Source organism: Aceticella sp. 75b-Ac (assembly GCF_056032965.2).
Genome location: NZ_CM190971.1, coordinates 248,070 through 264,575, shown reverse-complemented (window position 1 = coordinate 264,575; position 16,506 = coordinate 248,070). Strand labels below are relative to the sequence as shown.

The window sequence follows — 16,506 nt, the reverse complement described above, 5'->3', positions numbered from 1 at the left end:
CCTCCTCAATTTATATTCTAACATAAAACCGATTACTTTCCAGCATAAACTTACAAATTATATCTCCTTTATTTTTCCTGCCATTTTAATAATCTCCTTTTTTATTATATCTTTTAATTCAATTGGCTCAATAACCTCTGCTTCGCTTCCATATCCTAAAATCCACCTTTTGATTTCATCAAATTGCGATATTGTTTTAATGAATAAAAGACTTCCATCATCTTTCTCAATTATTTCATCAGCTCTGCACCTGTCAAATTCCTTGACAAGTCTTGCTGCATTGCCGATAAATTTAATTTTAACCAAATACTTTTTATCGCCTTTCAGAACATCCCATGAATACATATAATATTTCACTCGATCAAAACTATGGGAAATTTCAAAAGTATCCGTTAATATCTTAATATCCTTGATCCTTGAGATTCTAAAATCCCTTATTTCATTATGCATTTTGCAAAATCCAGTCAAATAATAGTATCCATTTCTCATATAAATCATGTATGGATCAACTTCTCTATCTGATACACTATCGGATGTAAACGAATAATACCTGATTTTTATTCTTTTTTTATCAAGAATAGCTTCCTCTATTATTTTTAAATCATCAACCTTTACATCTATATCGGTATTTATATCCTTCTGTATTAAAAAAGCTTTGCAAAGCCTGTCTATGTAATCATTGTATAAAGATGGAATAAATGAAATAATCCTTTCAATTAATTTGAATGCAATTTCGCCAAGTTCTGATGAAGCATATTTTCTAATTATTTCTCTAATGAAATACAACGAAAACAATTCATAAACTGAAAATATAATATTATCTATCTTGTATTTTTCAAGTTTATATTTTATTCCCCTTCCTTCTCCTTCTTCAGATATAGGAAAAATCAAGCTTAATTCATCAATATCTCTTTTAATGGTTTTTAAAGATACCTCTTCTCCAAATGACTTTGTCAGTCTTGAATATATTTGATTTATTGACATACCTTTGTTTTCCCATGATAATATCGATAATATCCTCCACTGTCTTTCAATTTGAGTAGAACCCCCATTTTTCATCATTAAAACTTTCATTCCTTCCTGCTTAAGTTCAAGGCGCAAAAATTAGTGAAAGCATCATAGTTGTCTATATCCCGTGTGTATATATAATTTGCTGACAATGAAATTTCTTTGTTCAATATTAATAATACTTCTTATAAAAAATTATACTACAATTTTAATTTTTATTAAACCCGTTAATATCTTCATAGATTATTTTCAATTAAGCTTTGTGCATTTATTTTTTTACTTGTACTGTTACTCCATTTACCACATTTATCTCCCCATCTTGATATTACCTCATCGTCTTTTATAAATTCTACTACCTCACAATGATTAGAACATCCGTTACATTCAAAGCCTAAAGCTCTATATTCAAAATCTGTTATTTCAAATCCTTTGAAATTGCTGTAGCCCCTTTTTTTTACAACTTCTTTTGCAAGGATCGCTCCACCTATTGCACCCATTATACCGTAGTATTTAGGTACATATATTTCCATCCCAAGTGCTTTTTCAAAAGCTGCCTTTATTCCCTTATTTGCAGCAACACCACCTTGAAAAACAATCGGTTCTTTTATGTCTTTACCTTTACCTACGTTATTAAGATAATTCCTTACCAGTGATTCACAAAGTCCATTTATAATATCTGGTGTTGAATAGCCCATCTGCTGTTTATGTATCATATCAGATTCTGCAAAAACCCCACATCTACCAGCTATTCTAACAGGATTTTTAGATTTTAACGCCATATCTCCAAATTTTTCAATGGGTATATTTAACCTGTATGCCTGCTGGTCGAGAAAAGAACCTGTTCCCGCTGCACACACCGTATTCATTGCAAAATCCACTACAACTCCATCTCTTAGTATAATTATCTTGGAATCCTGTCCACCTATTTCCAGCACTGTATGTACATCATTGATTAGCTTTGATGCTGCAATTGCATGTGCAGTTATTTCATTTTTGACTATATCTGCTCCTACCATCAAGCCTGTAAGTTGCCTTGCACTACCTGTTGTTCCAACGCCTTTTATCTCAGCACCCTCAGGAATCGATCCCTTTAATTCAGACAATGCATTTTGAATTGCCTTGATTGGCTGCCCCTGTGTCCTTATATATATAGAGTCTACAACATTTTCCTGATTATCAATAAGAGCAACATCTGTACTAACTGAGCCGACATCTATTCCCATATATAAATCCATTTAATACGCCTCCTTGAATTGTATTATTTAACATTTTTACCTCAAAAATATGCCTTACTCACCTTCTTATAAGCGTATAAATTGTAATTATTCGTAAAAACTACTTTTAGTATAACACATGGGGTGAAAAATATGAAAAAAAATCCACATATAATATTATTAACTATATCTTTATTGTTAAACATTTTATTTGCGCTTTTTCTATATTTGTCCATAGATAAGGGTACATTTATCCCAAGTTTCATAGTTGTAATGCTTATATCTCTGATTTTAATCGGATATGTTTTGTTTAATAAAAATATCTTTGAGTTGATGCCTGCAAATTACAAAAATGATATAAATAGTAAAGATAAAGATAATGATACAAAAATACAAATAACCTTTAATGATGTAGCAGGATTAGATGAAATCATCGATGAACTAAAAATCATAATTGATTTTATGAATAACACCGAAAAATACAAACGCATGGGTGCAAAAATTCCAAAGGGAATCTTGTTTTATGGACCTCCGGGCACAGGAAAAACCCTTTTGGCAAGTGCTTTAGCCGGTGAAACCAATTCAACATTTATAACCGCCTCCGGTTCTGAATTTGTCGAAAAATATGTTGGAGTCGGCGCCAGCAGGATAAGAGGTTTATTTACAAGAGCTAAAAAATCAGCACCAAGTATAATATTCATAGATGAAATTGATGCCGTCGGCAGTAAAAGAAACAATGATAACAATTCAGAAAAAGATCAAACATTAAACCAGCTTTTAATTGAAATGGATGGTTTTAACAGTAATGATGGCATAATCGTAATAGGCGCCACAAACAGGCTTGATATGCTGGATGAGGCACTGTTGAGACCCGGAAGATTTGACAGAAGTATTCATATAGGAAATCCAAATTTGAAAGCGCGATTTGAAATATTAAAGGTACATACCAGAAATAAACCTTTGGACAACTCGGTATCATTAAGTGAGTTTGCAAAAAAAACCCATGGAATGACAGGCGCACATCTGTCGTCAATATGTAATGAAGCCGCAATATTAGCTGTAATAAGACATAAACAAAAAATAGGAAGAGAAGAATTTGATGAGGCAATAGAAAGGGTTTTTGCAGGTCTAAAGAAGAAAAACCCTGAAATCCTTGAAAAAGAACGTTTAATAGCAGCACATCATGAAGCCGGGCATGCTATAATAGGCAAAATTTTAAATTCCGGTTTGGTAGAGAAAATATCAATAGTACCAAGAGGTGAAGCACTCGGATATGTATTAAACTTTCCAAAAGATGATGCTTTCTTAATGACAAAGACAGAGCTGCAAAATAAAATTACCATGCTCTTAGGTGGAAGAGCATCCGAAGAAATTATTTTTAATGAGATATCAACAGGTGCAGAAAATGATCTGAAAGAGGCTACAAAAATTTCTTATCAGATGGTTTGCAACTATGGCATGAGCGAACTTGGCAACAGAATTTATGATATGCGTTTATTAAAATCAACTGAAAATATCGATAAAGAAGTAAATAAAATTATCAATATTTGTTATAACAATGCAAAAATGATTCTCATAAAAAGGAAAAATATAATAAAACTTATTGCTGAGCGGCTTCTTAGTAATGAAATCATCACAAAAGAAGAAATTGATGAACTAATGAAGAATGAAAAGGAAATGTGTGTATAAAACCGGAATCAATCCGGTTTTAATAATTTTCTTTTAACAAAGTACAAACTAAGCAATATAAAACCAAATGTTATAATTGAATTTTTAGCCGTAAGATATACCGCATCAGAAAAAAAACCTTCAGGCAACATCTGTATTAATTTATCTCTTGCAACATCAAACTGCCATAAATTGTTATTGAAAAAATACAGATGAAAATATGTAAACCATATATTAAAATTAAATGAAATAATAATAACCCCTACAACTACAATACATAACATCCATAACATTCCTGTAAATAATGAATTGAATAAATTGTAAAGTGACCTTTTATTTATAAAGTACATTAGCAATATTAATAAAAAAATTACAGCTACCGACATATTCCTAAGAAAAAAACCTTTTTTAAAAAGAATACGCACATCTTCCATGTGTTTAAGCTCTCTATCGTTAAAAACCCTTGTTTTTTTTCCGTAAATAACTGCATCTGTTTGTAAATTATCCACTTTGTATGAAAGATAATCTTGAATTCTGACAGCTGTTTTTTTTAACTGATTTATATCCATCCCAGTTGCATTTTCAACCTTGTATTTTTCAAATTCTCTTTGATAAAAATCATTATTAAATGCTACAAATTGTAAATTTGTTAATATTATACAAATAGATAATAATATTGTAATAGAAATTGTAATTATATTATTTAAGCTTCTCATCCATCATAAGCCTTCCTTTACATTCTTTATTATCATATCATAAAACTTTTTGTTGCTTTTTAATTCTTTATACAAATTTATCCTCTCAAAAACAGACTTTATGATTGCTGCCTTTACACTCAAAGTCGTATCAAATTCTAATGAGCTTTTTAAATAATTAAAAAATTCATTTTCAAAATTTCCCGGCACCGGCAATATTCCAAGAAGTCTTTTCATACGGGCTTTTCTATAATCAATATTCATATTCTGGCTTATATCATCTATTAATGAAACAAGGTTTTGAATTTCCGCTTCCACAATATTAGCATCAATCACCTCACCTGGTAAATCATCAAATAATACCTCACTGTCATCATTAATCAAATTTTCATATTCTGATAATATTTCAACATCATTTAGTATATTATTGTCGATAATCTTATCTATATCAGATTCAAGGTAGCTTACTTCATTTAATAATTTATTATAATTGTATAACTCAAAAAACCAGTTGGATATTTCCTGATTACATTCTTGAAGAAATTCTTTAACCTGCTTTAAGGGATAATTTCCCTTTTGAATTTCCTTGCAAATTCCAGTATATAATTTTATTTTTGGCTCTAACTTCGGAGCGTCTTCAATCAAATCTTCTGACTTATATAATATCAAAAGCCTATTTATTATCCTGATTAGTGAAAAACATACCTCTCTCACATTTTGGATTTTTTCTATCAGTTTCATAGACTCATTTTTATATGATTCCAATTCTTCTTTTGTAATATTTTTCAAATCTAATGCCTGCATCTCTTCAATTTTATCAGAAATATCTGTAAATATCTCTCCGTAATTTTCAACAAGTTTTCCATAAAAACTTTCTTCAATCTCGAAGATAATACGCATTAATTTATTGTAACCATTATAATCACGCTTTAAGCCTTTCCTTATATAATCATAAAATCTTTTTTTAGAAAGAGCAAATGGAACAGATGAAATAATTTCTTGTATCCTTTCAAGCTTTTCATCCTCTTTTTCATATATAAATTCTTTTACACTCTTGTAAAATTCATCCAAATTAATATTTCTTTCATCTGATTTGAATTTTTTAAGCTTATCATTAAAGACATCACAACAATATCGAGCTTCTACAAAATATCCATAAAGGACATTAGCCGTATTTTCAAAATACGCCTTTTTATTTTCTATATCATTAATCAAGCTTTCTTTTATTTTATAATCTATTGATTTATAATATTTTATACTATTGACAATATCTTTATAACCTATAATATAGTCATACATATCTTTATCCAAATTCTTTATTGTAGTAACCATTCTACTTTTTTTAAGCAAAATATTAAAGGTATAGATAACTTCATAAATCAACTCTAAAATAGATATTACAACGATTATTTTTTTTTGTTTGTCAAAAATCTCCTTTAATGCATTTGCAACTGATTCCGAATCACTATCTGCCTTAGATAAATTATTTTTTAGTCTTTCTATTTCGTCATGTAGCATTTTTACACCTCACTGAATACAGATTTACATTGTTAAACCTTTTAAATTTTTTTATAATGTATTTTTTTTATTATATCATTTATACTATTGTATTTGTCAATAAAAATAAAAAATAGCTGATTCTAACTCCCTACCGCAAATTTAATCCTTTTAAATTCTTTTATTAGATATTTGGTTGTTTTTTCATTGTAAAGAAAAATCCTATACCAGAAACGATTAAATAAATATAATATGTGAAAAATCTCCATATTGCAATAAAAATACCAAGTAAATTATGTGGAACAATGTTTGAAAAAATACCCGCAAAACCAACTTCGACAAAACCTGCACCACTGGGGATAAAATTGTATGATAAAATATCATAAAAGATAAGCTGCCTTGCCATTACAGCAAATATACTAAAAGGAATATTCATCATCATTAAGATGATTGGTGCAATACTGTAAAATAAAAGCCAAAAAACTACAGCATATAACAGTTGAGAAAAAAACAATTTTCCTCCAGAACTAACCATAAAAAGCTCATTAAATCTTTTATTATATTCGTAAATTTCCTCTCTTGCCTTATTAAAATAAACCTTATAGTTCCTTCTTTTAAATAGTGGCAACCTTTCAATCCAGTTTACAATTCCAATAATAAATTTAGGTCTTAATATCACATATATTACTCCTATGATTAAAAGCAGTAAAAATATGGATATTAAAATTGCAAATATAGAAAGGGTAGGTGTTAATTCAAGCTGCTTTCTGAAAAAAATCAGTAATAATGGAGGTATTGTACCAAAAAAAAGACCCGAAAATAATACTTTTGCAGTTATAATCATCAAACTTTTATTTGGAGGAATGTGCTTTTTCTTCATTAAATAAAGGGTTAATGGTAGTGCCCCAGAGCCAAATGGGGTTATATATGCTATAAAAAATGTAGACAGATTGAATTTAAAGAGGTATCTTAGTGACAAATCCTCTCCTAACTCGTTTAACAGTTCTTTTATTCTAAATGTATCTACCAATAAACTTAAAAATATGATAGCTAAAATTAACAAGACATACGCTAAATTAATCTTAAGTATATATTCTATATTTTGAAAACCGGTATATTTAAATATAATTAATATTGCGGCAAAACTTAAACATAGTGCCAATATAAGCATATAAATATTTTTTCTTTCAAGAATATTATTCAAAATTATATCCCCCTTATAAGCTTTAATTCTATTTTATGTCATCTAAGGTTTTAAATTCATATCCCTGTGCCTTTACATCTTTTAATATCCTGTCAAGTGCAAGGGTATTATCTTTAGAAACAGCATGTAAGAGTATAACTGCACCTTGATGAATATTTTTCATTACAGTATTATAACTTTCATCAGGACCGCCCGGAAGCGGCTGCCAATCCGCAAAAGCAAGACTCCAAAAAACCGTCTTATATCCTAATGATTTTGTAAGATAAAGTGTCCTTTCACTGTACTCTCCCTTAGGTGGTCTGAAATAATGCATTTGTTTCCCTGTAAGATTCTTATACATATCTCCAAGTTTCGTAATTTCTTCTTTAACCTTTTCATCGGAAATTGACGGTAAACTTGGATGGTTTACTGTGTGATTGCCAACTATATGACCTTCATCTACCATACGTTTTACCAAATCCCCATGCTGTTTTATATAAGGACCTGTTACAAAAAATGCTGCTTTTACATTATTCTCTTTTAATATGTCAAGTATTTTAGGTGTATACCCATTTTCATATCCCTCATCAAAAGTAAGATAAACTACTTTTTTATTAGTATCACCAGTAAAAATTCCATCATATTTTTTAATAAGTTCCATAGCTTTCGAAGTTATTTCAGGTGTCTTGTGGTCAGGCATTCTCCGCAATCCCCAACCATATAAGGTATTATCAAGACCACCTGTTTTAACAATTGCCTTGTTTGTCTCAGTATTTGTTCCAAAAGAATTCTTATCAATAACTGTTTTATTTTCTTCATTATTATTTTCTGTTTGAGAATTATCTTTATTTTTCTTATTTAATAAGTTTTTCTGAATAAGGTCTTCATGTGCTTTAACCTGAGGCTTTTTGTTTTTTAATATACCACAAGAGGTTAAAGAAAAAAATATTGCCGTAATTATTGCCATAACAGTTAATCTCTTTTTCATTTTACAAACCCTCCTTAAACTCTTTTCATAGGTAATCTACGATATTATTTTTAGCAATTGTTAATATATATATACAGCAATATTAATCGTTGACTTTTCCATCTTCTTCATATATCTTACAAACAGTACCTCTGCAAGGGCAAAATCTACATTTAATAAAACTCCCTCTTTCTTCGGGGTCATATTTGCCATTTTCCATTAAACGCATATTTTTTATAATTTTCATTAAATCTTTTCTAACTTTTTTTCTGTTATATATTTCAAACATCGTATTTTGATAAATTATCCTTCCTCTTATAACTTTTTTCCCAAACACTTCTTCAATTATTAAGAAATATGCGGCAAGCTGCATTACATCTTTAAAAAGTGGGGAATTATCATCTACTTTTGTACTTTTTAGTTCTAAAGGAATTAATTCACTTCCTAATTCATAGATATAATCTGGTTTTCCTGATATACCATATTTTTCCGATCTTAAAAGCTTTCCATATATTACATTTCTGCGTTTTACCTCTTCCTGTTTATCTATATAAAGAAGTTTTGCCCGTTTAAAGCCTATTACTCTATTCATTTGACGATAAACAGGTCTTTTTTCATATATTGCCTGTATCAATACGTAAAAAACAAAGATAGAAAATATTATATTAAGAAAAATCATTTCATAAACTCCACAAATAAAAATAATAATATCAATGCTATAGCTATCCATATTGCAATTTTCTTGTAACGCATAATTACAATATCCCTATAATATTTTTCATGATATTCCATACCTTTTTTGTAATTACTTAGTTCAGAGTTATTAAAGCCTTCTTTTTCGCGTAATTCATTAATGTATTTATTGCCATATTTTTTTATATAATACCATTGATATGGGCAATATACAAATTGATTAATCTCAGATGCCGATATGTATTTATTTTTCATTCTCCATCACCGTATTTTATTATAACATATTTAATCGTATGTTATAATATTTTAAAAACAATAAAAAGAACATTGCTTTATGGAATAAATGCAATGTTCTTTTTACTTATTTTTCTGCAAGTATCTTTTTTATCGTTTGTTCATATTCATTTATAAGATTTTTTGCCTTCTCTTTTGAAGAAGCTTCCACATAAAGCCTGCATGCTGCAAGTTCAGGGTCAGGTACAATTAAAACCCATGAATCACCTAAATCAAATCTTATTCCGTCCAAAAAATCAGCAAGTGTATTCTTTGAATCCTGATAAAACTTTTTTATAATCAACCCTTTATCTTTCCATTCACACTTGACCAACTTATTTAATTTGACGCTTTGAGGAATCTCTTTCCTAATTTCTGATAATTTCTTTTTTTTATTTTCAATATAATCAAATAGTTTTAATGAAAAATTTATCCCGTCAAAGCTTAAGTTGAACTGTGAGTTTGTCTTTGGAATTTCGCCTTCCATCTCTAACATTTTTTTCATTTTATCATTATGAGACAGTTTACTTGAAACAGTTTTGAAATCAAATGCTTCCGACATTTCATATAAAAACTTTGAGCTATTAAAAGGTATAACAAAATTTCTATCTCCATACTCATTTTCAATTAATAATCTAAGATAATTTAGTTCATCATCATCAAATATACTGCCAGTATCATCGTATAATTCAATGTATTCACCATCTCGTGAAAGCTTTATTCCAACATCATAATTGTTTCCTGCTGTTATTAATACCATATTAGAATTTTTATTTATAAAATCAAACACCTTCTTCGTTATTTCATCCATAAATTTTACTCTAATACCATAAATATTTCGAGGCTTTTCCCTTAAAAGAAAATCTGTATAATCTTTATTTATATTTATATTTTTAATAGGTTTTAGACTATCTGAAGAAGCTCTTTTATAATCGCTTAGCATAAATTTATTTTCAATTTTCTTTTCAAGGCCTCTATCAATATCGCAACCGTTTTCATCCATAATTAATATTCTTAAATTATCTTCTTCCTCATTTCTTATATATACACCAGCTTTATAGTGGTTCTTCCTAACAATGTATCTCAAAGCTGGAAGTAAAGCATAATCAGCATATAATACCTCTGCACCCGCAAATAACATGCCTCTAACAATGCAGTCACTTAAATACCTTGAGATATTTGTTCCATCATGTCCTATGGCAATATTCCCTGAAAAAATATTGCCTATTACTTCCCCAAGGCTTACCAAATATTCAGGTGTCAAATCTTCATTAAATACCCCCTTTATTCCTCTTGCTCCAAATATAAGGTTTCTTATTCCCGAACCCCAAACCACATTTTTATTTACAACTATGCCACTGTCGATTATTTTATCTGGCCATATTTTAACATTGGTTTTTATTTCACTATAAGCTTTTATGAAACTATTTTCTCCTAAAACCGCATTTTCAAATATCCTCACATTCTTTTCTGTCTTTACACCATTACATATGACACATCCTCTTAATTCATTATTTGGTCCGATTTTAACATTATCCCAAAGTATACTGTTTTTTATTGAGGAACCCTGCTTTATAATACAACCGTTTCCAATTATTGCATTGGGACCAATAACAGCATTTTCACATATCATTACGCAATCCCCAATATAAACAGGTTTAATTAATTTAGCAGATGATGAAATACTTGTATTTTCCCCTGTATAAATAGCGTTTAATAATAAGTTCTTATTAAACCCAAGGTCAATATTACCTTTTAAGATATCAAAATGACTTTGAAGATATTGCATGCTATTGCCAATATCACACCAATAGTTTTTTGTTATATATCCATACATAGGTATATGATTTTTCAATAGATATGGAAACAAATCTTTGCTAAAATCAAATATATTATCTTCCGGTATATTTTTTAGTACCTCAGGTTCAATAATATATATGCCTGTATTTACAGTATCACTGAAGACCTCACCCCACGACGGCTTTTCCAAAAACCTCTCTATTTTACCGTCTGTATCAGTTATTACAACCCCGTATTCCAATGGTATATCAACTTTTACTAATACAAGTGTTGCTTTGGAACCCTTGCTTTTATGAAACTCATATGCAGATTTAAGGTCTATATCTGTAATTACATCACCACTCATAACAACAAATGTTTCATCAATAAAATCTGAGGCATTTTTTACACTTCCTGCTGTGCCAAGGGGCTTTTCTTCAATGTAATATCTTATACTGTTCCCATATTCACTTTGAAGATAATTTTTTATTTTATCTGGTAAATAAAAAAGCGTTACACCTATATCCTTGATGCCATACTTTTTAAGATGCTTTATTATATGCTTTATTGCAGGCTCCGTCAGAACCGGAACCATAGGTTTTGGTATCCCGCATGTTAAAGGCCTTAACCTGCTGCCTTCACCACCTGCCATTATTATTGCTTTCATCATATCACCTTCTTATTCCAATGCTGAAATTAAAACCGCTATCGTTAGTATCTATTAATTAAAATTTTTTATTCATTTCATTGGAATATCAGTTCAATGGTGATACAAATTTTGAAAGAATTGATGATGAGTTTACAGGTTTCAAAGAACATGTAAACTCAAATAATAAAAAACAAGATATAATATACAAGCAAAAGAATTAAAGACAAAGGAATACCTATTGCTGCCCATTCGCGGCTCTTAATATTTAGTTTGCCAGCTGCAATAATATTAGGAATATTCCCTGGAATCAACATACCACCACTTATTAATAATCCCATTAATATTGCTTTAATTTGTTCTACTCCCATTGCAGGGCCTATTTCCGCTGATGCTAATGTTGCATTATCCAATACTGCAGAAATCATATTTATCCAGTACAAAAATCTGGCATCAAGATGAATAATATAAGTTTCCACAAGTGGTTTAAATCCTGCCCCCAAAAGTTCAAGAGCTAATATAAAAATGAAAATTTTAAATGAACGAACAAAAATGTATTGAAACTTTTCTATCTCTTTTATTCCCTTATTTTCTTTTTTAAAATATTTTTTTTCTTCTTTATTATTATTTTTTTCTAATGTTTTAATATAAAATACTCCAATGATTCCCAAAACAATTATTGCACTAAAAATATATATGCCAATTGTTCTAATAAGGTAAAAAAAATCCGCCTTTAAAATTGAAACTACTATTGTCGACAGTGGTTCTCCAATTGGAGTCAAGGTAGCACCTAAACCAATTGAAAAACATGCAATAACAGTTATAGCTACTTTGTCTTTGTGCTTTAAAGGCAATACATGAACTATTTCAACTAATAGTAATGCAGCGATTATTGCCGTAATTAAGCTTGAAGTTAATCCAAGAATTACAATTAACAAAAATACAAAAAATTTTAGAGAAATATGTTTTAAAATTAATGCTATTATATTTTTTATTTTATCTTTAAAAAATTCAAATAAAATTCCAAATAAAAAAACAGCACCTGTTATTAAATACATTAGATGATTCGTTAATATATGGGAAAAAAATTTAAATGATAGTACACCTGATACAAGTGTTGCAATAATTCCCATAACAAAAAGAAAATACTCAATATTAACTTCGATAGTTCTAATTAAAAAAGGAAGTATTAAAATCATAACCAATATTACAAATAAAGCTGTTGTAATCATAGTATCACCTTTCTATTAAAAAATTTATGATAAAATTAAAAGAGCGGAAAACCCATCATTAAGATGAACTTTCCACCCTGAAAGCCAAAATCTTGATTCAAGTAAAAACTTGATCAACCGAAAAAATTTTATTAAGTTTACCTTATTATATCATAAAATCTGCATTAAGCAAAATTTTTTTAAAGTTAATATTTATTCGGTAATTTTTATTTCTATATTTATACCTCCACCTTCATTAGAAATTGAAGATGTTTATTTTACTAACCATTATTGCTATTTTTAATGAATTTCGCAATTAAATCCATAGCGCATAATTTTCCGCACATAGTACATGTTTCTACATCTGATGGATTTTTTACATCCCTGTATTTTTTAGCTTTTTCAGGGTCTACAGCTAATTTTAACTGTGCTTCCCAATCTAAACCTTTCCGCGCTTTTGCCATTTTTAAATCCCATTCTTTTGCTCCGGTAACTCCTTTAACTATATCTGCCGCATGTGCAGCAATTCTCGAGGCAATAACGCCTTCTTTTACATCCTCTTCTGTTGGAAGTCCTAAATGTTCTGCAGGAGTCACATAACATAAAAAGTCAGCACCCGCCGCTGCCGCTATAGCACCACCTATGGCAGCGGATATATGGTCATAGCCTGCTGCTATATCAGTCACAAGGGGACCTAATACATAAAACGGTGCTCCATGACAAATTTTTTTCTGTAGCTGGACATTCGCCTGAATCTCATTCAGCGGCACATGTCCGGGTCCTTCAACGATAACCTGTACTCCTTGTTTCAATGCTTCTTGAACCAATTCTCCCAGTATTATAAGCTCCTGAATTTGAGCACGGTCAGTAGCATCGGCAATACAACCGGGTCTTAACCCATCCCCTAAGCTTAGAGTAACATCGTATTTTCCGGCAATTTCCAGCAACCTATCAAAATGCTCATATAAAGGATTCTGCTTTTCATTTTTTAGCATCCAACCGGTAATAAAAGCCCCGCCTCTGCTTACTATATCAGTTATCCTGCCTTCCCGGCGAAGCCTTTCTACAGCTTCCAGCGTCAAGCCGCAGTGAACCGTCAAAAAATCCACTCCCTGTTCAGCATGTTCCTCTATAATATCAAAAAGCTCATCAACAGTAAATTCTATTATGCTGCCTTTTTTATTCTGTGCTATAATCCCTGCTTCATATATTGGAACCGTACCTATAGGCACATTGACCTCAGAGATTATTGCCTTACGTATAAATTTAACATCGCCCCCTGTAGAAAGGTCCATAATAGCATCAGCTCCGGCATCAATTGCAGCTTTAGCTTTAACAAGTTCAGGATGTGAATCAGGATATTTGTCCGATGTTCCAATATTGGCATTTACCTTAGTTCTAAGTCCATTACCAATACCGCAGGGTTTTAATCCTTTATGATTTGGATTAAAAGGTATAACGATTTTCCCATCTTCTACGCCCTTTCTTATTTGTTGTGGCTCTATCCCTTCAAGTCTTGCTATTTCCCTCATCTCTTCAGTTATAATTCCTTCTTTTGCTTTTTTTAACTGAGTCAATTTAATACCTCCCAAATTAAAAATCCGCATCCAGAAGAATGCGGTATATATACCGATATTGTTAATATGGCACCTTCCCTCCGCTGGTATTATCCAAACAGGTTCAAAGGGTTTGGGGAATTCCCCATCTCAGCCGCTTTTATACAGCACCCCCTGGTAACGAATTTTTTAATTATATTAATTTATTGTATTCTCTATTGTATAATATTCCCGTACTGATGTATAAATTTTAGCATTTGTTTACGCATCTGTCAAGAGCAAAAAGAAAAACTCCTTGTATCATTATTTAAGATTTAAGGCTCTACAAGACATGTAACTGTCAGTTTTAATAAATAAATAAGCTGTTTTTTGTCCAAAAGTTTTAATTCATCAGTGGCTTCTATAAAAACCCATATATTATTTGCAAGAAATATCTTTTCAGCAGGTAAATAGGTTTCATCTCCATAACCTGTTAAGTAATGCATTCTTTTACCAAGGGATTTTGCAAAATATACCTTTTTAATCGGGTAAAGTTCACAAATAAGTCTTGCTGCCTCAGTAAGACTGTGATTCATATCCTCTTTTTCAAAAACCGCTTTTAAAAATGAAATAACCGCTTCTTTTTTAGAAGTACAAATCACGTTTACCACCTTCAATATCATTTAACATTTCCATTAATTTCTCTGCTCTTTGCGGCTTCTCCTGCTTGAAATCCTCTAAATAAGCATTGATTACTTTTTCTCCTATCATCTTAGTTTTCGGCGAAGCATAGTTCATCAGATATTCTTTAAATGTAAGAATAGCATTAGGAGTGCAAAAATACTTTACCTTTCCTTCCTTTGCAAAGGACATAAACTGACATCCCGTTCTTCCAGCTCTATAACCTGCCGTACAGAAAGAAGGTATATAATTTTGTTCACATAGTTCATATAAAACATCGTCAAGAGGTCGAGAGTCAGCTAACTGAAATTGTTCCCTGTTTTCAAGCCCTTCTTTTTCGGCATCTTGATATCCTCTTATTGCGATATTTGAACCTGCATCAATTTGTGATACACCAAGAGGAATAACCTCTTTACGAAGTTTAGGACTTTCCCTGCATGTTAATATCATACCTGTATATGGTACAGAACAGCGTATAACAGCAACCAATTTTTTGAAATCTTCATCACTTACTTTATATGGCAGATTTCTGAGAAATGGTGTATTAACTGCCGGCTCCAAACGGGGGAAAGAAATAGTATGTGGTCCTACCCCAAACTCTCTTTCTAAATCCATAGCATGATAAAGCAGACCCAATACCTCAAACTTCCAATCATAAAGGCCTAACAATGCTCCAATAGCAACATCATCAATACCAGCCTCTTGCGCTCTGTGAAGAGAGAAAAGCCTCCATTTATAAAAGGATTTTAAACTGCCCTTTGGATGAACCTTTTTATATGTTTCATGATGGTAGGTTTCCTGAAATATTTGATATGTGCCTATCCCGGCTTCTTTAATCTTTTCGTATTCATCTACAAAAAGAGGAGCTGCATTAATATTTACCCTTCTTATTTCATTATCGCCATCCTTTGTTGCATATATCTTTTCAATAGTCTTGCACATAAAATCCACATCACTGACAGGATGTTCACCATAAACAATAACTAAACGTTTATGCCCATGGGAGGTCAAAACCTGCACTTCCTTTTTCAGCTCTTCCATTGAAAGTACCATTTCCTTCAAGCTATCATTGCTATGCCTGAAACCACAATAAGCACAGTTGTTAACACAAGGATTTGAAATATAAAGAGGTGCAAATAAAACAATACGATTTCCATATATCTGTTGTTTTATCTGGTGAGCCGTTTCAAAAATTTCCTGCCATAAATCTTGATTCTCATTATTTAAAAGTACAGCTGCCTCTTCCGGTGTAAGTCCCTTCAATAACTTTGCTTTTGATAATATATCCCTGACTCTTTGGGGTTCAGGATTCCTATTGTTTTGTAAAATGCTTTCTATTTTGTCATCATCAATAAAGTCTTTTCTTGTTTCTTTTTCCTCATACTCGGTTATCTTTTTTGCTCTATCATCAAGCCATTCTTTTTCTTCCCTGCTTAACATATCTTTCATCCCTCTC

14 protein-coding genes, 1 riboswitch and 1 other annotated feature are annotated in these 16,506 nt (G+C 30.8%); of the genes, 1 reads left to right on the top strand and 13 read right to left on the bottom strand.

Annotation, left to right across the window (positions count from 1 at the left end):
* Nucleotides 1-57 precede the first annotated feature (57 nt).
* Both AC0LWJ_RS01320 and AC0LWJ_RS01315 read right to left on the bottom strand, forming a co-directional pair.
* Nucleotides 58-1,074: a helix-turn-helix transcriptional regulator gene (locus AC0LWJ_RS01320; RefSeq protein ID WP_284679484.1), complete on the bottom strand. Its 1,017-nt coding sequence runs from the start codon at nucleotides 1,072-1,074 to the stop codon at nucleotides 58-60.
* A 170-nt stretch (nucleotides 1,075-1,244) separates the two neighbouring features.
* Complete coding sequence (locus AC0LWJ_RS01315) at nucleotides 1,245-2,243, bottom strand: acyl-CoA dehydratase activase (protein WP_474237152.1); 999 nt, start codon at nucleotides 2,241-2,243, stop codon at nucleotides 1,245-1,247.
* A 132-nt stretch (nucleotides 2,244-2,375) separates the two neighbouring features.
* Between AC0LWJ_RS01315 and AC0LWJ_RS01310 the strand changes: the two genes are divergently transcribed.
* Nucleotides 2,376-3,911: an ATP-dependent metallopeptidase FtsH/Yme1/Tma family protein gene (locus AC0LWJ_RS01310; RefSeq protein WP_474237153.1), complete on the top strand. Its 1,536-nt coding sequence runs from the start codon at nucleotides 2,376-2,378 to the stop codon at nucleotides 3,909-3,911.
* 8 nt (nucleotides 3,912-3,919) lie between these two features.
* Here AC0LWJ_RS01310 and AC0LWJ_RS01305 read toward each other — a convergent pair whose 3' ends face one another.
* The 11 genes from AC0LWJ_RS01305 to hydG form a co-directional block, all read right to left on the bottom strand.
* Nucleotides 3,920-4,606 carry a TIGR01906 family membrane protein gene (locus AC0LWJ_RS01305; RefSeq protein ID WP_474237154.1) on the bottom strand — a complete coding sequence of 229 codons (687 nt, stop codon included), beginning with the start codon at nucleotides 4,604-4,606 and terminating at the stop codon, nucleotides 3,920-3,922.
* Between the two features lie 3 nt (nucleotides 4,607-4,609).
* Nucleotides 4,610-6,103, bottom strand: coding sequence for a hypothetical protein (locus AC0LWJ_RS01300; RefSeq protein WP_474237155.1), 1,494 nt, complete (start codon nucleotides 6,101-6,103; stop codon nucleotides 4,610-4,612).
* Between the two features lie 163 nt (nucleotides 6,104-6,266).
* The gene (locus AC0LWJ_RS01295) at nucleotides 6,267-7,286 is read right to left on the bottom strand and encodes a lysylphosphatidylglycerol synthase transmembrane domain-containing protein (RefSeq protein ID WP_474237156.1); all 1,020 of its coding nucleotides are present in this window, start codon (nucleotides 7,284-7,286) and stop codon (nucleotides 6,267-6,269) included.
* 28 nt (nucleotides 7,287-7,314) lie between these two features.
* The gene (pdaA, locus tag AC0LWJ_RS01290; RefSeq protein ID WP_474237157.1) at nucleotides 7,315-8,253 is read right to left on the bottom strand and encodes a delta-lactam-biosynthetic de-N-acetylase; all 939 of its coding nucleotides are present in this window, start codon (nucleotides 8,251-8,253) and stop codon (nucleotides 7,315-7,317) included.
* Nucleotides 8,254-8,335: 82 nt separating this feature from the next.
* Nucleotides 8,336-8,908 (bottom strand): CRISPR-associated protein Cas4, encoded by a 573-nt coding sequence (gene cas4 / locus AC0LWJ_RS01285; RefSeq protein WP_474237199.1) that lies wholly within the window; start codon nucleotides 8,906-8,908, stop codon nucleotides 8,336-8,338.
* Nucleotides 8,908-9,180: a hypothetical protein gene (locus AC0LWJ_RS01280; protein ID WP_474237158.1), complete on the bottom strand. Its 273-nt coding sequence runs from the start codon at nucleotides 9,178-9,180 to the stop codon at nucleotides 8,908-8,910. Before AC0LWJ_RS01280 ends, cas4 begins: the two co-directional genes overlap by 1 nt.
* A 106-nt stretch (nucleotides 9,181-9,286) precedes the next feature.
* Nucleotides 9,287-11,644, bottom strand: a complete 2,358-nt coding sequence (locus AC0LWJ_RS01275; protein WP_474237159.1) for a sugar phosphate nucleotidyltransferase — start codon at nucleotides 11,642-11,644, stop codon at nucleotides 9,287-9,289.
* 158 nt (nucleotides 11,645-11,802) lie between these two features.
* The gene (locus AC0LWJ_RS01270; RefSeq protein WP_474237160.1) at nucleotides 11,803-12,855 is read right to left on the bottom strand and encodes a DUF1646 family protein; all 1,053 of its coding nucleotides are present in this window, start codon (nucleotides 12,853-12,855) and stop codon (nucleotides 11,803-11,805) included.
* Between the two features lie 66 nt (nucleotides 12,856-12,921).
* Nucleotides 12,922-12,974 (bottom strand) — a sequence feature (sodium ion sensor (DUF1646 type); this cis-regulatory element may regulate processes involved in with the transportation of sodium ions).
* A 141-nt stretch (nucleotides 12,975-13,115) separates the two neighbouring features.
* The gene (thiC, locus tag AC0LWJ_RS01265; protein ID WP_474237161.1) at nucleotides 13,116-14,411 is read right to left on the bottom strand and encodes a phosphomethylpyrimidine synthase ThiC; all 1,296 of its coding nucleotides are present in this window, start codon (nucleotides 14,409-14,411) and stop codon (nucleotides 13,116-13,118) included.
* A gap of 58 nt (nucleotides 14,412-14,469) precedes the next feature.
* Nucleotides 14,470-14,575: riboswitch (TPP riboswitch) on the bottom strand.
* A 129-nt stretch (nucleotides 14,576-14,704) separates the two neighbouring features.
* A complete protein-coding gene (locus AC0LWJ_RS01260; RefSeq protein ID WP_474237162.1) occupies nucleotides 14,705-15,031 on the bottom strand; it encodes a hypothetical protein in 327 nt (108 codons plus the stop codon).
* A complete protein-coding gene (hydG, locus tag AC0LWJ_RS01255) occupies nucleotides 15,015-16,499 on the bottom strand; it encodes a [FeFe] hydrogenase H-cluster radical SAM maturase HydG (RefSeq protein ID WP_503031453.1) in 1,485 nt (494 codons plus the stop codon). The genes AC0LWJ_RS01260 and hydG overlap by 17 nt, the downstream gene beginning before the upstream one ends.
* Nucleotides 16,500-16,506 lie beyond the last annotated feature (7 nt).